The sequence below is a fragment of the Aliivibrio sp. S10_S31 genome (assembly GCF_014694495.1).
GTDB classification, from domain to species: Bacteria; Pseudomonadota; Gammaproteobacteria; order Enterobacterales; family Vibrionaceae; genus Aliivibrio; species Aliivibrio fischeri.
Window position 1 is genome coordinate 36,387 of the sequence record NZ_JAAUWR010000003.1, and the last position, 21,252, is coordinate 57,638.

Below are 21,252 nucleotides of genomic sequence, written 5' to 3' on the forward strand. Positions count from 1 at the left end.
CGTTTAATCCCTTATCTGGTAATGATAACCAAGCCATTCTTTGAATTTTTTTACTATGTGTAAGCTGTGGCGTAAGAGGTCTCGCTCAGTACGGTCGAGACGGTCAATATGAATATGGTTACTTGGAATCGCTGTTTTTTCTTGTAATTGATGGCGCAAACGCCACTTAAAAAACAGTTTTAGTGCTTCACTTAAATTATCTGCTGTGGAGTGCTCTAATATGTTGTGTTTGCGTAGTGAATCGATACGTTTAAACGTGTTTGTTTCTTCAATTCCTTGCTCTAAAGATAGCGCTCTAATTCCATGAACGATAGGGAATATACCTCCTTGCTTAATATCGATGCCTTCTTTTTTTATTTTGATATTTCCAAATAGGGTTAATGGCACATGAAATTGCAAAGCAGGGCGAGTAAAAGTACTGAGAGCAATCTCATTCTCTTTGAGTTTGGATATCAATGTTTGTTTGAGTGGAGAGAGTAGCGTTTGATTTCCAGCAACAGCTTGAGCATCTGAGAAAATAGCGAGATTCATCATATTATCAGTGTTTGGTTCGACACACAGTTTCTGAATATGTTTCTCCCATTGATGTTCTGTTTTTACCCAAAGAGGGTTACTGACCATCACATTTCCCTTGCACAATGGATAACCGAGTTGCAGTAAGGTATGCGTAAATTGGTTCATTAATTCGGGCAAGTTATGCCATTCAAGACCATTTTTTATGATAAGTGCATTATCTTGATCGGTTTTCAAAATTTGCTCACCTCGACCTTCTGATCCCATCACAATCAGACAGCAATGATCATGTAAGCTTTTGGGTACCACTAGGCTAAATGCTTTTTCGATGATCTGTTCATTTACCGTTGAAATAAGCTCCATAATGAAACGCGTTCGAATGCCGTTACTGATTAAGGTCTCTACGAGTTGAGTTTGAGTATTTGCTGCTAAGACAAGCTCATCAATATGTTCGGCGCGAGCAATTCTTAAGGTAAGAACATGTGAGTGAGTTGAAAATAGGCTTAGCACTTGCGTCATATCCAGCATACCAACCAGTTTGTTTTTATTTAGTACTGCAACTCTTTTTACGTGGTGGCGTGTCATTAGCATCATGGCATTAAACAAATAATCTTGTTGTTGAATATGTACAACTGGGTAAGTTGCAATCGCACCTACAGGGTGGTTTGCTGCATATCCATCAATCATAATGGCGTGCAATAAATCTGTGCGAGTGACGATACCAAAAGGTAAATCGCTTTGAGTTTCTTGGTGACGAGTATCATATTGGTTTAACTCAACAAATAACGCATCCATGTTATTGTCTTTCAGAAGTTGAGTGACTTGTTGTAAAGGAGTATTCCTATCGACGACAAGGCATTGTTGAGTGGTTTCATCATCGACTTTTGTGAGAATAAATTCGGCCAAGTTCTGTTGCTGATGAGCTTGAGTAAGTAAGGCTTTTCGTTTCGCTAGGTTGCTATTGAAGTAGTCAGAAAAGGCTTGATTTTCATTGTATAAATTAAGAAAAAGTTGAGTAGGAAGCAGGTGACAAAGGGTATCTTCTAGAGCGATATAACTGTGTTTTACTTGATGTTCAAATTGAGAGCGCACATCAAAAATATCGTCATGGGTGTAGTGGGCATAAATTTCCCCACTGGTATCTGAGCGCTCTTCAACGGATCCTTTCATTATGATGAAGAGATTGTCTGACGTTTGACCTTCGTGAATAATCGTATCGCCTACTCGAAAGTAAGCAATATCCGTACTTTTTGTGATTATTTCTTGTTGCTCTGAAGTTAGTCGGTTAAACGGAGCAAGTGAAAAGTTAATGTCATTTGGCATGGCCCCATCCTTAGTCAGCAATTTCCCTTATTTTCATGAAAAAGTGAGCAAGAATGAAGACGACTTTAGTCTAGGGCATTAACATGAATATGAAACCAAAGTCACATTTTAAAAGGTGCATTTTTCTTCTGTTCTATTTTCCCTTTTTATAAATCAATACGATGCCATAATAACCGCCTCTTTTTACTTCCTTTTGGACATCATCATGTTACGGGTTTCACCTTTTGCTTGGATCTCTCAATACTTTGGCGGATTCTTTTTTGCTTATGGGGTTTATTTACCTTTTTGGGCGTTATGGTTTGAAGAACAAGGTGTTTCTGCCGGAGATATTGGTGTTCTTATTGGGTTAGGCTTTGCAACTCGTTGTGTTGCTAATTTGGTGATTACACCAAGGTTGCATCGCGTTGAACACATAGTACCTGCGTTGCGATTATTAACCTTAGCTTCTTTGATTGCCCTTGCTCTCTTTTTAGTTAATGGGGCGAGCTTTTGGTGGCTTGCTATCGTTACTGTTTTATTCAATTTATCCTGTGGTCCAGCGGTTCCGTTATCTGATGCGATGACTAACTATTACGCGAAAAATAACTTATTAGATTATGGGCGTACGCGTTTGTGGGGCTCTGTTAGTTTTATTGCTGGTTCTACTGTTGTTGGTTATTTGGTATCGGGTTTTGGTACCGATATGATCGTCTACACGGCGATTGCCGGTATTTTAGCGGCGTTAGTGTTAGTGATGCGAAATCCTAATCCAATGCCAGTATCGGTATCAGATGAAGATAATGAACGACCAAAATTATTAGCTCTATTAACTGAAGCACCAATTGTGAAATTCATTGTGTTGGTGGCATTAATTCAAGGTAGTCATGCAGCGTATTACAGTTTTAGTTCAATTTATTGGAAAGAATCTGGTTACCAAGAAAGTACCATTGGTTATTTATGGAGCTTAGGTGTTGTTGCTGAAGTGATGATATTTGCGTTTAGTAAGCAATTATTTGCAGGTTGGAAAACATCAACCTTATTTAAAGTTGCTGCTATTGGTGTTGTGGTTCGTTGGGGTTTAACTGCCGCAACGACAGAATTATTTGCTTTGGTATTAGTGCAAGCCTTACATGGCGTGACGTTCGCAATGGCTCACCTTGCTGCGATTCAATATATTCAAAAATTCCCACAAAATAAAATGGTGGCATTACAGGCGTTATATAATGCGATTCCGCTTGGTGCATTCATCGCATTAATGACAACCTTAAGTGGTTGGGGGTATGAAGCGTGGGGAGCGAATATATTCTGGTTGATGGCAGCGATGGGGGTATTCGCTTTGTTGATTAAACTCGATAAAGTGAAGTCTTAATCACATTTGTCAGTTTGTATAAAAACGAAGCAATAATTAAACGCTAGAATGGTGCTACAGAATAAATGCACCTTCTGGCGTTTTTTATATCGCTAGAATGGTCTCACCAAGGATGAGTGATGACACAAGGATGGATTGTGGTGCCAGTTTCGCTGGCGTATTTAGGATTATTATTTTTAATTGCCTGGTATGGTGATCGTCAAAAAGGGTGGTTAGCTCAATACCGCCCATGGATTTATAGCCTTTCAATTGCTGTTTACTGCACCTCATGGACCTTTTATGGCACCGTAGGCCAAGCCACTAATAATCCGTGGTCTTTTCTTCCTATTTATCTTGCTCCTATTTTTGTTTTTGTTTTTGCATGGCGTTTTTTGGCTCGTATTATTTTGATTGCCAAGCGTGAGCACATCACTTCAATCGCTGATTTTATTGCAGCCCGTTATGGAAAATCGCAAGGTCTTGCTGGGGTTATAACCATCATTGCCGTCATCGGGATTCTTCCTTATATCGCCTTGCAATTGCGAGGGATCACCATGGGGCTCGATCTGGTCGCGCCTAATTTAGCGCAAGACTTTGGGTATCAAGATGGGCATATCTCTTGGTTTGTTGGTGCAGCGCTCGCGATTTTTACAATCCTATTTGGAACTCGACACATTGATACTACAGAGCATCACCGTGGTTTGATGATGGCGGTAGCCTTTGAATCGATCGTTAAGCTCGTTGCTTTTTTAATGGTTGGCGTGTTTATTTTGTATTTGGCTTACTCTGAACCTAAGGTTGATTTGTTCTCTATTGCCAAAGAAACGTATCAATCTCCAAATGTCATCACGCTTTTATTTCATACGATTTTAACTATGGCGGCGATAGTTTGTTTGCCGCGTCAGTTTCACACTACAGTCGTAGAGAATGAACAAGCGCAGGATTTAAGAACCGCTCGTTGGGTATTTCCGAGTTATTTAGTCTTAATTGGTTTGTTTGTTTTACCTATTTCTTGGGCAGGACAAGCACTGCTCTCTGGTGGGGTTAGTGATAGTTTTGTTATTAGCGTTCCGCTCTCTGTTGGTGCAGAGAATATGGCGTTACTCGCCTTTGTCGGAGGGACTTCCGCCGCCAGTGGAATGGTGATTGTATCAACCATCGCATTGGCTATTATGGTCTCAAATGATCTGGTGTTGCCTTTGCTATTACGTAAAGTAAAAACGACATCACGTACTTTTAGTCATTTCTCTCATTTACTTGTTTCTATTCGTCGAGCACTCATTTTGCTTCTGTTATTGGGAGCATGGGGGTTTTATCAAGCTCTCGATTCTATCGATTCGTTATCCGTTATTGGGTTATTGGCGTTTGCTGCTATCGCGCAATTTGCTCCAGCATTAATCGGTGGTTTGTACTGGCGACAAGGAAATAGAAAAGGCGTATATGCTGGTTTAATTATTGGTTTTTTAGTGTGGTTAATCACACTAATGAGCCAAACTCAAATGCTTGCAGGCAGTGCTGAAAATAACTTTTTGCTGTGGGTCATCACTCCTCCTGAATGGTTGCAATCGCAGGGTGTGATGACATCGGATTGGGGGATGATGCTTAGTCTTGGTTTAAACTCTATTCTCTTTATTTTGGTTTCTTTAGTGACCAGAGCATCATTGAGTGAGCGCTTACAAGCCGCTTCTTTTGTTGGTGCTCCATTGCCTGAAAATGAAGATGTGAGTGTGTATCAAACTCGCGTGACGGTGGGTGAATTAGAAATGTTAGCTTCGCGGTTTGTTGGGCGTAGACGTGCACAAAAAGCCTTTCGTCAATTCTCGAATCAACAAGGTGAAACATTACAACCACAACAGCAAGCTAGCTCTGCGTTAATTCGTCATACCGAGCGTGTTTTGGCGGGTGTATTTGGTGCTTCTTCTTCTCGTTTAGTATTAACTTCGGCACTTCAGGGTCGCAATATGCAGTTGGAGGAGGTGGCAACTATCGTTGATGAAGCTTCTGAGTTGTATGATTTTAGCCGTGGTTTATTGCAAGGGGCGATTGAGCATATTAGCCAAGGGATCGCTGTGGTTGATAAGCAGATGAAATTAGTGGCATGGAACCAACGTTACTTAGAGTTATTTACTTTCCCACCGGGGTTAATTCAAGTGGGTAGACCAATAGCTGATGTGATCCGCCACAATGCTGAGCAAGGGTTATGTGGGCCGGGTGATCCTGAAATGCACGTAAAGCGTCGAGTAGAGCATTTGGAGAGGCGAACTCGCCATGTATCTTCTCGTGTTCGAGCTGATGGGCAAGTTATCGAGGTTCAGGGAAACCCGATGCCCAATGGTGGATTTGTAATGAGTTTTACCGATATCACCGTCTTTAGACAGGCAGAAAAAGCGCTAAAAGAAACCAATGAGACTCTTGAATCACGAGTGCATGAGCGAACCAAAGAATTAGAAAAATTAAATCAGCGTTTGGTTGGTGCAACCCAAAGTGCGGAGTTGGCTTCTCAATCAAAAACACGTCTGCTTGCAGCGGTAAGCCACGATTTAATGCAGCCATTGAATGCGGCTCGTCTGTTTGCTTCGTCATTAAATGAAGTCGCAAAAGATCAAGAAACACAAAAAATATCTGGACACATAGAAAGTGCATTAGGAGCTGCTGAGGAGTTAATTGGAGACTTACTTGATATCTCTCGCTTGGAAGCGGGTAAGTTAGAAACGCACATTCAAGGTTTTTCATTAGGAGCATTATTTTCTAATTTAGAAGCGGAATTTGGGGCTTTAGCCAAGCAGCAGAGTATTGATTTTTCTGTGATTCATTCTGATGTTGTGGTGGAGTCAGATTCAAAATTGTTACGTCGAGTGGTGCAAAACTTTTTAACTAATGCGTTTCGATATAACCCTCAAGGTAAAGTGGTGCTCGGAGCAAGGCGAGTAGGAGACCAAATCCGAATTGATGTTTGGGATAATGGTATCGGTATTCCAGAAGAGAAACAGCAAGCGATTTTTGATGAGTTTACTCGAGTCGATCAAAGCCGAGCAGATCAAGGGTTAGGTTTGGGGTTAGCGATTGCTCGTGGCATTTCTCATGTATTAGGGCATACGATTTCACTGCGTTCATGGCTTGATAAAGGGTCGGTATTTTCGGTGACACTTGAGAGAGGTGTTCTGGTTGAGAGTAAAATGCCTACGGTAACCCCAAAGCTTGAATTACCACTAAGTGGAGTACGAGTACTATGTGTTGATAATGAGCCTGATATTCTTGTTGGTATGGAGTCTCTGATTTCTCGTTGGGGTTGTGAAGTGAAAACCGCAACGGATCTATTTGGTAGCTTGTATTGTTTGGAAGGTGATTGGATTCCAGATGTGATTTTTTCTGATTATCGATTAGATAACGACAGAACAGGATTAGAGGTATTACAACAATGTCGTTTGCGTTTAGGCAATCAGTTTGAAGGGGTGATGATCAGTGCAGATAAGACCGAAGAATTGCTGGATAGCATTAAAAGTAATGGGTTTGGGTTTATTTCAAAGCCAGTAAAACCATTGAAATTAAGAGCAGTGTTGAACCGTCATGTTAGATCTTAGTTTATATTTTTAATAAAAAAGAAGGGAGCACTTGCTTACTCCCTTATTCATTTAAGTCATTATTGGCTTGTTATTAGTGGTCGTGCGCTTCGCCTGCACCTTTAGGAAAACGAATTGATTCCACAAGGTCCTGCACATCTTTAGGCACTTCTGCTGTCACTTTGTTTACTGCAATTGAAACAATGAAGTTCACACACATACCTAGTGTACCAATCCCTTCTGGGCTGATACCAAACCACCAGTTATCAGGTGTGCTTGCAGCAGGGTTAATGAACTTAAAGTAAACAATATAAGCCGTAGTAAAGGTAACACCAGAAATCATACCGGCAATCGCCCCTTCCTTATTCATCTTCTTATAGAAAATACCTAAGATAATCGCAGGGAAGAAAGACGCAGCGGCTAACCCAAAGGAGAAGGCAACTACTTGTGCCACAAAGCCTGGTGGGTTAATCCCTAAATAACCAGCACCAACAATAGCAACGATGGCAGCCAATCTGGCGGCGAGCAGTTCTTGTTTATCGGTCATGTTAGGCTTAAAGCCTTTCTTCAATAAATCATGAGAGATAGACGTCGAGATTACCAGTAGTAGGCCGGCAGCCGTTGATAATGCAGCGGCTAAGCCACCCGCAGCTAATAGTGCCACAACCCAGTTTGGTAAACTTGCTAGTTCAGGTGACGCCAGTACGATGATATCTCGGTTGATGTCCATTTCATTACGTTCATCACCAGAGTAAAACATTTTGCCATCGCCATTTTTATCATCCCAACCAACAAGGCCTGTGTCTTCCCAGTTTTTATACCAGCTTGGTGCATCAGCCGCAGCAACCCCTTGGCTATCTGGACCATTAATAGTTTCAATCATATTTACACGAGCAAACGCGGCTACCGCAGGTGCTGTGGTGTATAAGAATGAGATAAACAGTAACGCCCAACCCGCAGAGATACGTGCATCTTTAACACGAGGTACCGTGAAGAAGCGGATAATTACATGAGGAAGTCCAGCCGTACCCACCATTAGTGCCGCACAGATAAAGAAGACATCAACCATGCTTTTAGAGCCGTCAGTATATGGGGTAAATCCGAGTTCAGTGGTTAATCCATCCAACTTATCTAATAAGTAGACTTCAGAGCCAGTAACCGTTGATCCCATACCAATTTGTGGGAATACGTTACCTGTCATCATGATTGAAGTGAATACTGCTGGAACAAGGAAGGCGAAAATGAGGACACAGAATTGAGCTACCTGCGTATAAGTGATGCCTTTCATACCACCCAGTACCGCATAGAAAAACACGATACCCATACCGATAATAATACCGATGTTTATATCTACTTCTAGGAATCGAGAGAACACAACACCTACACCACGCATTTGCCCTGCCACGTAAGTGAAAGAAACAAAGATGGCACAGAATACTGCAACCATACGAGCGGTTTTGGAGTAGTAACGTTCACCGATAAAATCTGGCACGGTAAATTTACCAAACTTTCGTAGATAAGGAGCAAGACAGAGAGCGAGCAGTACATAACCGCCAGTCCAACCCATAAGATATACAGCACCATCATAACCAACAAAGGAAATGATACCTGCCATTGAAATAAATGAAGCTGCCGACATCCAATCGGCTGCCGTAGCCATGCCATTAGCAACAGGATGAACCCCGCCACCAGCAACATAAAACTCACTGGTTGATCCGGCGCGAGCCCAAATCGCAATCCCTATATAGAGCGCAAAGGTAATACCGACTAGTATAAACGTCCAAGTTTGGATACCCATGATAATTCCTCTTAGTCTTCCTGTACGTTGTATTTTTTATCTAGCGCATTCATGCGTGCAACGTAGATAAAGATCAGTGCCACAAAGGTATAAATTGAACCTTGTTGAGCAAACCAGAACCCCAATTTGAATCCACCAAATTGAACGGTATTAAGTGCATCAACAAATAATATCCCTGCGCCGTACGAGACTAAGAACCAAATCGCAAGCAAGCTGCCCATGATCCCCAAATTTTCTTTCCAGTAGGCTTGTGCTTGTTCTTGTGTTTCAAACGCCATAGCCAGCTCCTTTTTTATGTTAAAAGTTTGTAACAAGGAAGAGGTTAGCAGCGGAATAAAAGGAAAACAGTGCAACTTTAGTCGAGCGGATAAAGAAAAACGCCCAAAATATGAGCGTTTTATGTGAAGTGGTTATTGAATTTTTAATGTTAATACAGTGTTAATTAATACCAAGGTCTAACGATTAAAAATAGAAATCTTTAATTCCTATCAGTAAGTTATTTACAGCCACAGCAGCCAAAATTAACCCCATGACTCGACTAATAATAGCGGATCCAACATTACCAATGACTTTTTGAATAAATGTAGCTCCAAGTAATAAACCTAACGTTATCAATAGAACAACGAGCATGACACCAGCTGTGATGGATTGATCAAGCAGGGAATAACGAGAATTATCGGTCAGCATAACGATAGCCATCATAGCGCCCGGAGAAGCGATAGATGGAATAGCAAGAGGGTATACGGCAAGATCAGCAAGATCCGAATGACTCATTTCTTCACTCATTTTTTGTTCTTGCTCTGGTTTACTTTCGCCAAAGATCATCGTGAGAGCAAAAATTAATAGCACTAAACCACCCGCAACCTGAAAAGCCGGTAATGGGATTTGCATTGCTTCTAATAATAATTGACCAACAATGAGGAAAAAGAGCAAAACTAAAGTGGCGATAGCAACGGCTTTTAGGGCAACCAGTTTACGTTGCTTAGCTGAAAGGTGTTGAGTTTGTGAAAGGTAGACAGGAACTGAACCAATAGGGTCAATTACGGCCCAAAGAACAACAAATTGAGTTACGAGGATACTTATCATGATTCTCCCAGAGGTTAGGTTACACAGAGGGATGGAATACCAATCAATGATGTGAAGTCATATTGATTGGTATAGCGTAAAGGAGAGTTTAATTTATTTTAGCGTCTAGAGTGTTATATCTTGGTTAACTTTCCGTTTGTTGTAAAAGAATGACGGCTTGAGTGCGATTCTTCACTCCTAATTTTCTAAATATTGCTGTCATGTGTGCTTTTATTGTGGCTTCTGATACTTCTAAATCATACGCAATTTGTTTATTGAGCAACCCATCTGACAACATTCCGAGCACTTTATATTGCTGAGGCGTTAGCGCAGCTATTTTTGTCGCTAAATCATCGCAAGCCGCTGAGTTTTTAATTGCTCCTACAGGAAAATAAGAATCCCCCGCTAAAATTTGATTAAGCGCCCCGATAAGCGACTTCATGTCACTGGATTTCGGAATAAAACCGAATGCTCCATGGGTTTTAACTTGAGAGACAATGCTTGCTTCTTCACTCGCTGACACAACCACAATGGGTAAATCAGGATATTGAGAGCGTAATTGGATTAAGCCTGACATGCCATTACTACCAGGCATTTTTAAGTCTAAGAGCAGTAAATCAGGTTCTGGTTCTTTCTCTAATACTTTTAATAACGCCTCTAATGAATCAGCTTCTAGTAGATTTGCACCACTGATTGCCATGTGGATAGATTGAAAAAGTGCATTGCGAAATAAGGGGTGATCGTCTGCAATGATAATAGTGTAGTTGTCGTCCATGGCTACAAGATTCCTTATAAGTTATAAAATAAAATTAACATCCTCTTGTGTTTTGAGCAATTTTTAGTCGCTAAAATCTGCGCTGCCTCTCTAACTCATTATCTCTAAAGCACTGAATCGCATTTTTATAAGGATCTTAATATTTAAAACGAATTAATTTGAAGGGCTAGACAATCAAATAAAACGAAACTAAACTTCTTTCAGATCGAAACTTATCGGGTTTTTTATGTCAAAAAGAAATACAAAACAACGCCGTCATATGATCCTTTCTTTATTAACTGAACAAGGTGAAGTGAGCGTAGAACATTTATCAGACTTATTTGATATATCTGAAGTTACCATTAGGAAAGACTTAACTGAGTTAGAGAAGAATGGGTTACTGATGCGTAAGTATGGTGGTGCTGTTTTGATGCCGTCAAATATCATTCAAGAAGATAACTGTGAAGAAGTTTCGAATCGAAAGTTATCTATCGCAATGGCAGCAGTGGAACTGATTAAAGATCATAATCGGATCATTATTGATAGTGGTAGTACAACCGCTGCATTAATTAATCAGTTGTCGAAACGAAATGGGTTAGTTGTGATGACAAACTCATTGCCTGTTGCGAATGCATTACAAGAGATTGAAAACGAACCAACCTTATTAATGACGGGGGGAACATGGGATAGTCACTCTGATTCGTTTCAGGGAAAAGTGGCTGAATCGGTATTACGATCCTATGATTTTGATCAGTTGTTTATTGGTGCGGATGGGATTGATTTAGAGCGAGGAACCACAACGTTCAATGAGCTTGTTGGTTTAAGCCGAGTGATGTCAGAAGTCGCTCGTGAGGTCATTTTGATGGTTGAATCAGAAAAAATTGGTCGAAAAATCCCGAATGTAGAGTTGCCATGGGAAAGCATTGATGTGCTGATCACTAATAATGATTTAAGCCCAGAGCAGCAGCAAAAAATTGAATCACACAACGTAAAAGTGATTAGAGCTTAACTATTACGTTTCGTTTTAACCGTTGTTTTTATTGCTGTCGAGTTACGGTTAAAAGTAAAAAATTTATATATTTAGAATAATGGAGTGTCGCCATGTGTGGGATTGTTGGTGCGGTAGCACAAAGAGATGTTGCTGAGATCTTAGTTGAAGGCCTGCGTCGTTTAGAGTATCGCGGTTATGACTCTGCTGGAGTTGCCGTTGTTGATGCTGAGCATAATTACACGCGTATTCGTCGTTTAGGTAAGGTAAAAGAACTTGCTGATGCGGTTGAAACTGCGCATGTTGTTGGTGGTACAGGTATCGCTCATACACGTTGGGCTACACATGGTGAACCATCAGAAGTGAACGCACACCCACACGTATCAGGGGACATTACTCTGGTTCACAACGGTATTATTGAGAATCACGAGTCATTACGTACTTTATTACAAGAGCGTGGCTATATTTTTGAATCTCAAACCGATACCGAAGTGATTGCTCATTTAGTTGAATGGGAATTGCGTTCGTCTGACTCATTGCTTGAAGCAGTTCAGAAAACAGCAACTCAATTAGAAGGTGCTTACGGTACAGTAGTGATGGATCGTCGTGAACCAGAACGTTTGGTTGTTGCTCGATCTGGCAGTCCAATTGTTATTGGTTGTGGTGTTGGTGAAAACTTTTTAGCGTCTGATCAACTGGCGCTATTGAATGTAACTCGTCGCTTTATGTATCTTGAAGAAGGGGATGTCGCTGAGATTACTCGTCGTGAGATTCGTGTATTCGATGCTTGTGGTGAGCAGGTTGAGCGTGCCATTACGGAATCAAATGCAGAGCATGATGCGGGTGATAAAGGACAATATCGTCACTTCATGCAAAAAGAAGTTTTTGAGCAGCCAAAAGCGTTAATTAATACGATGGAAGGGCGCATTACTAATGATTCTGTTGTAACAGAAAGTATTGGTGTAAATGCGGTTGAGATTTTAAATAAAGTTGAACACGTACAAATTATTGCTTGTGGTACGTCTTACAATGCAGGGATGACTGCACGCTATTGGTTTGAGTCATTAGCTGGCGTTAGTTGTGATGTGGAAATTGCTTCTGAATTCCGTTACCGCAAATTTGTAACTCGTCCAAATAGTTTATTAATTACGTTATCTCAATCAGGTGAAACGGCGGATACGTTAGCCGCGCTTCGCTTAGCTAAAGAACGTGGCTACATGGGGGCTATGACGGTATGTAACGTGGCGGGTTCTTCATTGGTTCGTGAGTCAGATTTTGCCTTTATGACACGAGCAGGAACTGAAATTGGTGTCGCGTCAACCAAAGCATTTACGACTCAGCTTGCTGCATTACTTATGTTGGTAACGGCATTAGGTAAACAACAAAATCGTATTTCAAAAGAGAAAGAAAAAGAGATTGTTGAAGCGCTGCATGCGTTGCCGGCTCAAATTGAACAAGCATTATCATTTGATAAAGAGATTGAAGCGTTAGCCCCAGATTTTGCAGATAAACATCACACATTATTTTTAGGTCGTGGGGAGTTTTATCCAATTGCTGTTGAAGCGTCTTTGAAGTTAAAAGAAATTTCTTATATTCATGCTGAAGCGTATGCAGCAGGTGAGTTAAAGCATGGTCCACTAGCGCTTATTGATGCCGAAATGCCAGTGGTGGTGGTAGCGCCTACGAATGATTTATTAGAGAAGCTAAAATCAAACGTAGAAGAAGTGCGTGCTCGTGGTGGCTTATTGTATGTATTTGCTGATGAGCAAGCGGGCTTTGAAGCGGATGAAAGCATGAAGATCATTACCATGCCTCATGTGAGTGATATTACTGCCCCAATTTACTACACCATTCCGATGCAGCTGCTTTCGTACCATGTTGCATTAATCAAAGGAACGGATGTCGATCAGCCTCGTAACTTAGCTAAAGCGGTGACGGTGGAGTAGAGAAAGCTTCTTACAAAAATGGCAGTGTCGGTAGACATTAAAGTTTGGAACTGTGACATTAAAGTTTGAAACTGTACCACTAAAGTTGAAAACTTTTTAAACCCGGTTAAACTGATTAAAAGTTGACCGGGTTTTTGTTATGGCAAAATCAAAGTACGTTTTAACTGAAAAGCAGATCATCAAGCGGATAAGTGAAGGCCGAGGTGCAGGAAGGCTTTCTGGCTATAAGCCGTGGCTGTATGTCAATGAGGTTCCTTCAGAAGGTCGATCTCAGAGAGTTTACTCTCACCTAACGGGGCGGATTCATCATGTACTATCGGATCTTGAGTTCGCAGTCTTTCTCCTTCTAGACCATAACCCTGCCGTAACAGACATTCGTGAGCAGTTTCCACTCAACAGAGATGACACTCTCAATATTTCCAACGACGGTCAACTTTGGCACCCTTCGCAAGGAGGGGTAAATCTTGTCATGTCCTCTGACTTTTTGGTTAGCACCGCTTCTAAAACTCAGCCCAAGTTCGCTATTCAAGCAAAATATTCCAAAGACTTTAAAGATCCGAGAACTATTGAGAAGCTAGAAATAGAACGCCGTTATTGGCAGCTAAAAAGAATCCCCTGGTTCCTCGTAACAGATAAAGAGATAGACAAAACAGTCGTATCGAATATTGAGTGGTTATACGGGGTTAAGGGGTACTTTGATGAAGTAATAACGGATGAGCTATCGCTTACTTTTGGGCATATCAGTGCTTATTTTGTTCAACACCCAGAAAGAAAAGTCGTTGATCTGTGTAAAGAGTATGACATGGCATACCAGCAAGATCTTGGTCAGTCGCTTTATGATATTCGTTTAATGTGTGCAGCAAGGCTTATAACGTTCGATATTCGTTTACCATTTCATAGTTTGAAAGCGAAAGAAATTGCGTTTAGAAGCGTTTCTTTGTTCGGGGGGCATCGTAATGTGGCCAGTTAACGAAACTCTAGCGTTTGACGGTAAGGCTTACCGCGTGCTTTTTACCGAGACAAATTACTTCTATTGGATTGCTATTGATGAGGATAAAGGTTTACCGGAAAGAGTCTATTTTGATGAATGCCGTAACTGGGTTGATGAAGGGCGTATAGAAAAAATTCCGGACCCTTATTCATACCTTCAAGGAGAGTCTTGGACCAAAGAGTCAAATGCATATCAGAAAAGGCAGAACGACTTTGATTTGATTAAGCCTATCGTAGATGGTGAAGGAGCATTTGACAAAAGGGTTCGAGCAAAAAGGGTTAGTCATGCGGTTGCCAATTCAAATAAAACCAAATCGACCATCTATCGTTTAGTTCGGAGATATTGGCAGCGTGGACAAATAAAAAATGCCCTAATACCAGACTACAAAAACTCAGGCGCTGCCGGAAAGAGAAGAAACTTCACAACAAATAAAGCTGGTAAGTCTAGGGTTTACGGTGTCGGTGATGGCAAACAAGTCACTGAAGAAATCAGAAAACAGTTCCGAATTATTTGTGATAAATATTTGATGAATGATAAAGGGAACTCCGTTGCTTATGCACATAGAAAGTTTTCAAAAGCATATAAGTTAAAGAACCCAGGTGTTGAAGAGCATGAAATTCCAACACTCCGCCAATTTAGATACTTCTACAAAACCGAGTATAGCAATGTCACAAAGCTTACCGTTCAAACACCTCAAGGCAATTACAATAAAGATGTTAGGCCACTACATGGAACTGCAACCGAGCAAGCTTTAGGCCCAGGGAGTCGATATGAGATTGATGCCACCATTGCAGATATTTACTTGGTCGATGATGACGATGCAGACAAGGTTATCGGTCGGCCGACGATTTATATGGTCATTGATGTTTTTAGCCGTATGGTTGCAGGGTTTTATATTGGTTTCGATAACCCATCTTTCCCCGTTGCAATGAAAGCACTGATATGCAGCTTTAGCAGCAAAATAGAAACTTGCGCAAAATATGGTATCGATATTTCAGAAGAACAGTGGCCATGCATAGGCATTCCCGATGTGTTGCTGGCTGATCGTGGCGAATTGATGAGCCATCAAGCAAATTATTTGGTTGATGCTATTGGTGTTCGCCTTGAAAGTGCTCCACCTCGAAGAGGCGATGCTAAAGGCATTGTCGAGAGATCATTTGGTACATTGCAGGCTAAGTTCAAGCCCTATATGCCAGGTGTCGTAACTGGTAACAAGGTTAAGAAGCATGGTGAAAGAGACTATAGAGTTGAAGCTGCTGTGGCGAGATCAGACTTTATTGAAATACTGCTCTATTCAATACTTGCTCACAACTTAAACAAGCCATTGGATAAGTACGATCGTGCTCCTGATATGCCAGAAAGCCTTCCATCGATCCCTATTGAGCTTTGGAGGTGGGGCCTACAGAATCGTACTGGGCGTTTACGAGCTATTGATACGGATATTGCAAAAATACTGCTGTTACCTCGTCAAAAAGTCACTGTATCTGAATTGGGCATAAAGTTATGGGGATTAACCTACACAGGAAAAGAAATTATTCAGACAGGTTGGATGCACCGTTCTTCGGAAGTGTCTAGACCTAAAAAACTATTTGCAGCCTATGAGCTTGGTTCTGCTAATCACATATATCTGTTTCCTGAAGAAGGAAAAAATACATTTTGGGTTTGTGATCTTTCTAGTCGAAGTAGAGAGTTCCGTGATCTAACTTGGTATCAAGTATGGGAGCGTCAAGCAGATCAAAAGCAGATTTTAGCTGAAGCTAAGTATCAATTTGCACCCGTAGAACGAGATTTTGATGATCTTCTTGAAAAGAAACTGAAGAAAGCTACAAAAAATCGTAAAACCAGTACATTGAGCAACGCGCAAAAGATAAATGACATCAAAGGCAATAAACGGCATGCGCGAGAGCAAGAGAGAAAGGAACTAGCAATACAGCCCGCGAGGGCAAAACAAGAAGAAGTTGCACCGGTTATACCTATACATGGAGAGGAGGAAAGTTATCAACTGCCTGACTTCATACCGGAGCTCTTTGATGATGAGGGTGATAGCTGATGAAGAGAAATCAAGATCATCGTGTAGTTGCAGTCTATCAAGGTGCAACACTCTCAGCTTATCGAGGTAACCCGCTGATAGAGGCACTACCACCAATAAATAGTTTCTTGGACGACTCGAGTGCTCTAAAGGGCTCGTTGAGGTGTACCGCAGAAGATATCCATCGAAATGGTATTGAAAGAGCGCATAGTATCTGTCGTGTTATTGATGATTTTTTTCAACCCCTCAGTCAGCACATACAGTTGCACGAACGACTGTCACTGATGATACGGCGTGGTTATGTTGGAAGAAACCCCGAAACAGGTGATTGGGCAAGACATATACAAAATGGTTACGAACGTGTATTAACTGGTGATTTAAAGGCGATAAAGTTCACGGAAGTTAGTTCTACAGCCCAAAGTATGACATTGATTGGATGTAGCGGTAATGGCAAAACAACAGCGATCAAGCAGCTTTTGTCGTTATACCCTCAAGTTATTTACCACCCTGACAGAAACCTTGAGCAAGTCGTCTATCTAAAAATTGACTGCTCCCATGATGGATCACTTAAAGAGCTGTGCTTGAACTTTTTTCGTGCGATGGATAGAGCGTTAGGAACATCAAATTACGAAAGACAATACTCGATGAGCAAAAGACCGAGTATTGAAACACTTTTAGCAGCAATGGCTCAGGTTGCAAATGCTCACGCAGTAGGTGTTCTTATTATTGATGAAATACAGCACCTTAGTCGTTCTCGCTCTGGTGGATCTGAGAAAATGCTCAATTTCTTTGTGACGTTAGTAAATACCATTGGTCTTCCTGTGATTTTGGTCGGGACACCACGAGCTCGTGAGATATTTGAGGCTGATATGAGATCTGCAAGGCGAGGCTCTGGTCTTGGAGCGATTTTTTGGGATCCAATGGAAGAAGGAAGAGAATGGAAAGCGCTCACGGATAAGTTATGGACTCTTCAATGGCTACAAAAACGTGATGAGGTGCTGTCGGATGACATTCGTTCTCTATGGTATGACCTGAGCCAAGGTGTTCTAGATATTGTGGTTAAGCTATATGTCTTGTGTCAGTTGAGAGCAATAGCGACAAAAGTAGAAAGGATCACACCTAAATTAATGCAACAAGTTTATGAGGATGAATTAAAACCTGTTCATCCAATGCTAGCAGCGCTTCGCTCAGGTGATGTTGAAGAAATGATTAAGTTTTCAGATCTTAAACTAAGCAATACTGATAAAAGGTTACTTGAGTTACAAAAACAGGTAGCAACAACTGTTAAGCAGACACCAGAGGAGTTTGCATATCAACAGCTCAGAACCGATGAAGAGCGACGTGTATATATGGCCCTAAAAGACGAGTTTGACTCAACACTTTTAGCTCCTGTAATACGACAGCTGTTTGACCTGAATCCAGATTTGACATGGGTCAGCTTACTGCCACTGGTACATGAGCAACTCACTAACCCTGAACAGTTACTATCTAAAAAAGAGCCTAAGCCAAGTAAAGGCAAGAGGGCCTCCTCAATTAAACAGGCGCAATGGCATACCCTTGATAGTGAGGATTTGAGGTTTGTTCACTCTCAATCTGATTCTGATAGCGAAGTGTACACCGCAATGTCAAATTCGGGTCTGATTCTAGACATTCAGTCATTACTAGAAAAGGCGGTTTAATATTGCGTTGCTTCCCTGTCCCTTACCCAGATGAATTAATCTATAGCTTAGTAGCTAGAGCTGGAATTCGCAGTGCGATAATAAGCTCTAAACAGCTACTAGATGAAGTGTATGGTGACAGAAAAGTGATTGCGACAATTGACCTGCCTAGTCATTTATCTTCAATATCAGAGCAGCTAGTTAACACGGGACGATTTGACGTCCAACAGCTTATTTATGAAAATACGATGTTCCCGATTTACGCTCCTTTTGTTGACGAAAGCATTAGGGTTAGAGCGATGGAGCGAATGGAACATTGCGCTAAGGGCTCTGTTCATCTAATGCTAGGAGCCCCAGCTTCTATTGTAAAAACATCAGATGATTTTTGTGTTTGCCCAGCTTGTGTCGCGGAGCAAAAACAAAAATTTGGGGAAAGTTATTGGTCTAGGTTGTGGTTTTTACCATCCTTACCTTATTGCCCTGAGCACGGCCTTCTGAATAAATCGACAACCTCTTACCATGATAGTCGGCACACGTACCATGCATGTGGCCGAATACAATGTCAGCCCTTTTTATGTAACCACCAGAATATAACAGCGCAGCGGTTTGCTTACTTAGCGAGCAAAGCTAAAGAGGTAATGTGTTTACCAGCCCAAGGCTCCCCGACTCAGCATCAATGGAGCCTTTTCTACAATCATCTAGCACACGACTTTGGGTGTGGAAAAGGCCCTAAACAGGTTGCTCACGATAAGATTGCGGACTTAGTTGTAAGCAAGATCGTTACCCCTGAGCTAACCATCAATTCTGATAGAGATACTAACTGGCTTCGCACGTTATTTCGCCGTCATCGTAAAGCTTTTAGCTATCTACAGCACTTAACGGTTTGGTGTGCTTTTATTCCTGAAATGTCGGCTAGTGAGATCATAAAAGAAGTAAAATCAAAAGATAAAGTGACGGTATCGATCCCGAAGGACAATGCTCAGCTTGTGCCAAATCCAAGTGAAGAAAAACGTGAGCTGTGGCGTCACTTAATAGGTAACGCCCCGGTTAAGAGAGCACGCAAACTTCCTGGTGGTGGTGCACTGTATGCTTGGCTGTACCGAAATGATAGAGATTGGCTATTAGCTTTCAATCGAGTCCATCAATCCCAACCTCATGTAAGGCAGAAAAAAGTAGATTGGAGAGCAAGAGACCGATCACTAACTAAGCAGCTTATTAGGATTGTAGAACGATTAGATACTGTTGTTGATGGTCCTCGAAGAAGCAAAAATTTCTTACTTAAGCAGCTAGATGATTACGGTTCGGTGAGCAAAAAACTGAACTTGTTACCCTTGCTATCTTTTGCTTTGAATCGGTATCAAGAAAGCGTCTTTGAGTTTCAAGCTCGTCGGCTAATCATAGCTGTAATCGCAAAATCAAAAACAGGTTCAGGAATGAGTCGCTGGCAATTGATGCGTTCAGCAAGCCTTCCTAAAGAAAGAATAGTGCCAATTGTCGACGACTTACTTGGCTGGGTAGCCACGGGATCAAATCTAAAATAAGGATGTACTGATGGGAGCGAGGTTTTACAAGTGTGATGATGATGTGCGTGTAGTTCATACTGGTAAGATATTGGTGCGGGAAAGTGATAAGTCTTACCGGCCTTTAATTGAGGTTTGGTGCTATCCCCCACAGCAGAAAAATAATTTTCATGCGACTGCATTTTCTAACGTTCCTGCTTTGTATCGAGGAAAAATAATTAATCAAAGAGGGTTATCAGAAAGTTACGCTAAACGAGGGCGTCATAAATTTAGAAGTAATGAGCTCCTTCGACACAGTAACTTGAGTGAGTTCCCCGACTCAGAGTCAGCAGAGTCTTTGAGAAAGAAAGAGTCAGCGCAACATGCATTTGTATTAGACCGAGGCGCTGCCCCTAAACTGATTATTCCTCAGCTAGAGTTGGCAAGGGTCCTATTTTATGCCAGCTCTTACTTATCGCGAGCGTCATTAATGTCTTCTCGTTTGCTTACAGACTTCAAGGTCGAAGTTAACACCAAGGAGGACTATGCCAATATCGAAGTGTTGCAAACATCAAACTTTCCTCCTTCGGCATTCAATGATTCAGCAACAAGAGCAATGTTGAGCTGGTTACTTGTTGATAGTAATGCAAAGCGTTCATTTGAGTCGATTTTTAGATATTTCAACGTCGAAAAGGACCGAGATGTATCTGCGGGGTATAAGCGTTGGCTATTTCACTTCGATCCTCCCCAAATGGCTGGATGGTCTTTCGAATACGAAGGCAGGCTTGATGCAAGTGGCCGCTACTTTCTGGTTGAAAAGATCACGGATATTGAAATTAATGCTCAAATGCCGTCTAGGGTCTATTTCCATAACCCGTCTTTTACGCATCCAGATGAAGGCCAAGAGCCAACCATTGGTGGCAAAGGCCCTGAACCATACGAGCGTCCAGAAGATCATATTATCGATGATGATCGTGAGGCTTCCGATGCTAACCATGCATTCTTACTAGGTGAAAGTACCTGCTCAGTAAGGTTTAAAAATCGTTTTTCAACGTCGAAAGCAACAACCCCCAAAAGGAGTCATCGGCCAGATAGTAGCAAAGATGCAGCTAAGAAAGCTGGTGATCAGGTCAGTACCAATGAGCCTGGTAGTAATGGTGAGATACCTTCGGCAGACATGGGAGGAGGTATGCAAGATTGCACTGATCGATCGGAGGAGTATGCTTCTCGTTTTACGGCCTTTAACATGATGGTGCAAATGCTAGAGGAAAAATACGCCTGTACAATCATTGACTCGTACACTCATGAGCTGGATCAGGTTGGACGTAGTAAATGCCACTTGATTGACTCTGATGCAAAGAGAACGATTCGTTGCGTTGTCGTGGAGCGAAATGGTCATGTGAATTACTTGCTCGAAGTTGATGTAACAGGTCTGAGTAAATGGATCTCCACAAAATGTATACGGCAGATTGATACTCGCAATTGGAAAGAGCAGTTTTCTCGAATCAAAAAAGGCGTAGTGACAAAGTCTCTGGGATGGCCGACAAAGGAAATGGATTCCATGTTTGGCTTCAAAAAGCATATTGGTATTTCTCACCCGAAATCCGTTGAAGGACACCCTGCGGGAATTCCTACAGAATCAATCTTAGATTGGGCAGGAAGAGTCGCAGATAAACTCTAGCTTACAGATCAAAAGTGGTCGCTTAGTCTTCCCTACAAAATAATTTGTGATAGGATGATACCTAATAAAATTAATTAGGTTGAAGCCTATTCAGTGTTTTATAGCCATCTGTCCAGCTTC

At 41.5% G+C, this 21,252-nt stretch carries 14 protein-coding genes; 9 read left to right on the top strand and 5 right to left on the bottom strand.

The annotated features are described in order from the left end of the window. Positions 1-3: 3 nt before the first annotated feature. Complete coding sequence (locus HC728_RS03160; protein ID WP_065597700.1) at positions 4-1,836, bottom strand: putative nucleotidyltransferase substrate binding domain-containing protein; 1,833 nt, start codon at positions 1,834-1,836, stop codon at positions 4-6. 205 nt (positions 1,837-2,041) lie between these two features. Here HC728_RS03160 and HC728_RS03165 point away from each other — a divergent pair, with 205 nt between their 5' ends. Continuing rightward, the gene (locus HC728_RS03165; RefSeq protein ID WP_065597699.1) at positions 2,042-3,184 is read left to right on the top strand and encodes a 3-phenylpropionate MFS transporter; all 1,143 of its coding nucleotides are present in this window, start codon (positions 2,042-2,044) and stop codon (positions 3,182-3,184) included. Between the two features lie 119 nt (positions 3,185-3,303). Next, positions 3,304-6,744, top strand: a complete 3,441-nt coding sequence (locus HC728_RS03170; RefSeq protein ID WP_017020188.1) for a PAS domain-containing hybrid sensor histidine kinase/response regulator — start codon at positions 3,304-3,306, stop codon at positions 6,742-6,744. A 73-nt stretch (positions 6,745-6,817) separates the two neighbouring features. On the opposite strand, the gene HC728_RS03175 is transcribed toward HC728_RS03170, so the two are convergent. The 4 genes from HC728_RS03175 to HC728_RS03190 form a co-directional block, all read right to left on the bottom strand. Beyond that, on the bottom strand, positions 6,818-8,521 hold the full coding sequence (locus HC728_RS03175; protein ID WP_017020189.1) for a sodium:solute symporter family protein: 1,704 nt from the start codon (positions 8,519-8,521) through the stop codon (positions 6,818-6,820). An 11-nt stretch (positions 8,522-8,532) separates the two neighbouring features. After that, the gene (locus tag HC728_RS03180) at positions 8,533-8,799 is read right to left on the bottom strand and encodes a DUF4212 domain-containing protein (RefSeq protein ID WP_011262767.1); all 267 of its coding nucleotides are present in this window, start codon (positions 8,797-8,799) and stop codon (positions 8,533-8,535) included. A 184-nt stretch (positions 8,800-8,983) separates the two neighbouring features. After that, a complete protein-coding gene (locus tag HC728_RS03185; protein ID WP_017020190.1) occupies positions 8,984-9,607 on the bottom strand; it encodes a MarC family protein in 624 nt (207 codons plus the stop codon). Positions 9,608-9,731: 124 nt separating this feature from the next. Then, the gene (locus HC728_RS03190) at positions 9,732-10,361 is read right to left on the bottom strand and encodes a response regulator transcription factor (protein WP_012533773.1); all 630 of its coding nucleotides are present in this window, start codon (positions 10,359-10,361) and stop codon (positions 9,732-9,734) included. Positions 10,362-10,587: 226 nt separating this feature from the next. Here HC728_RS03190 and HC728_RS03195 point away from each other — a divergent pair, with 226 nt between their 5' ends. The 7 genes from HC728_RS03195 (at position 10,588) to HC728_RS03225 (ending at position 21,132) form a co-directional block, all read left to right on the top strand. After that, positions 10,588-11,349 carry a DeoR/GlpR family DNA-binding transcription regulator gene (locus HC728_RS03195; RefSeq protein WP_012533066.1) on the top strand — a complete coding sequence of 254 codons (762 nt, stop codon included), beginning with the start codon at positions 10,588-10,590 and terminating at the stop codon, positions 11,347-11,349. A 92-nt stretch (positions 11,350-11,441) separates the two neighbouring features. Then, positions 11,442-13,274, top strand: coding sequence for a glutamine--fructose-6-phosphate transaminase (isomerizing) (gene glmS / locus HC728_RS03200; RefSeq protein ID WP_012533456.1), 1,833 nt, complete (start codon positions 11,442-11,444; stop codon positions 13,272-13,274). Positions 13,275-13,413: 139 nt separating this feature from the next. Beyond that, entirely contained in the window at positions 13,414-14,244 is an 831-nt protein-coding gene (locus HC728_RS03205; protein WP_190395115.1) for a TnsA endonuclease N-terminal domain-containing protein, read from the top strand. Beyond that, complete coding sequence (locus HC728_RS03210) at positions 14,231-16,315, top strand: DDE-type integrase/transposase/recombinase (RefSeq protein ID WP_190395116.1); 2,085 nt, start codon at positions 14,231-14,233, stop codon at positions 16,313-16,315. The genes HC728_RS03205 and HC728_RS03210 overlap by 14 nt, the downstream gene beginning before the upstream one ends. Further along, a complete protein-coding gene (locus HC728_RS03215) occupies positions 16,315-17,973 on the top strand; it encodes an AAA family ATPase (RefSeq protein WP_049845552.1) in 1,659 nt (552 codons plus the stop codon). The genes HC728_RS03210 and HC728_RS03215 overlap by 1 nt, the downstream gene beginning before the upstream one ends. Before the next feature lie 2 nt (positions 17,974-17,975). Beyond that, positions 17,976-19,493: a TnsD family Tn7-like transposition protein gene (locus HC728_RS03220; protein WP_190395117.1), complete on the top strand. Its 1,518-nt coding sequence runs from the start codon at positions 17,976-17,978 to the stop codon at positions 19,491-19,493. A 10-nt stretch (positions 19,494-19,503) separates the two neighbouring features. After that, positions 19,504-21,132: a Tn7-like element transposition protein TnsE gene (locus tag HC728_RS03225; RefSeq protein ID WP_190395118.1), complete on the top strand. Its 1,629-nt coding sequence runs from the start codon at positions 19,504-19,506 to the stop codon at positions 21,130-21,132. Positions 21,133-21,252: the final 120 nt, after the last annotated feature.

Coding starts and splice junctions, on each gene's coding strand:
- HC728_RS03160 (WP_065597700.1), bottom strand. CDS start 1,836: ATGCCAAATGACATTAACTTTTCACTTGCTCCGTTTAACCGACTAACT.
- HC728_RS03165 (WP_065597699.1), top strand. CDS start 2,042: ATGTTACGGGTTTCACCTTTTGCTTGGATCTCTCAATACTTTGGCGGA.
- HC728_RS03170 (WP_017020188.1), top strand. CDS start 3,304: ATGACACAAGGATGGATTGTGGTGCCAGTTTCGCTGGCGTATTTAGGA.
- HC728_RS03175 (WP_017020189.1), bottom strand. CDS start 8,521: ATGGGTATCCAAACTTGGACGTTTATACTAGTCGGTATTACCTTTGCG.
- HC728_RS03180 (WP_011262767.1), bottom strand. CDS start 8,799: ATGGCGTTTGAAACACAAGAACAAGCACAAGCCTACTGGAAAGAAAAT.
- HC728_RS03185 (WP_017020190.1), bottom strand. CDS start 9,607: ATGATAAGTATCCTCGTAACTCAATTTGTTGTTCTTTGGGCCGTAATT.
- HC728_RS03190 (WP_012533773.1), bottom strand. CDS start 10,361: ATGGACGACAACTACACTATTATCATTGCAGACGATCACCCCTTATTT.
- HC728_RS03195 (WP_012533066.1), top strand. CDS start 10,588: ATGTCAAAAAGAAATACAAAACAACGCCGTCATATGATCCTTTCTTTA.
- glmS (WP_012533456.1), top strand. CDS start 11,442: ATGTGTGGGATTGTTGGTGCGGTAGCACAAAGAGATGTTGCTGAGATC.
- HC728_RS03205 (WP_190395115.1), top strand. CDS start 13,414: ATGGCAAAATCAAAGTACGTTTTAACTGAAAAGCAGATCATCAAGCGG.
- HC728_RS03210 (WP_190395116.1), top strand. CDS start 14,231: ATGTGGCCAGTTAACGAAACTCTAGCGTTTGACGGTAAGGCTTACCGC.
- HC728_RS03215 (WP_049845552.1), top strand. CDS start 16,315: ATGAAGAGAAATCAAGATCATCGTGTAGTTGCAGTCTATCAAGGTGCA.
- HC728_RS03225 (WP_190395118.1), top strand. CDS start 19,504: ATGGGAGCGAGGTTTTACAAGTGTGATGATGATGTGCGTGTAGTTCAT.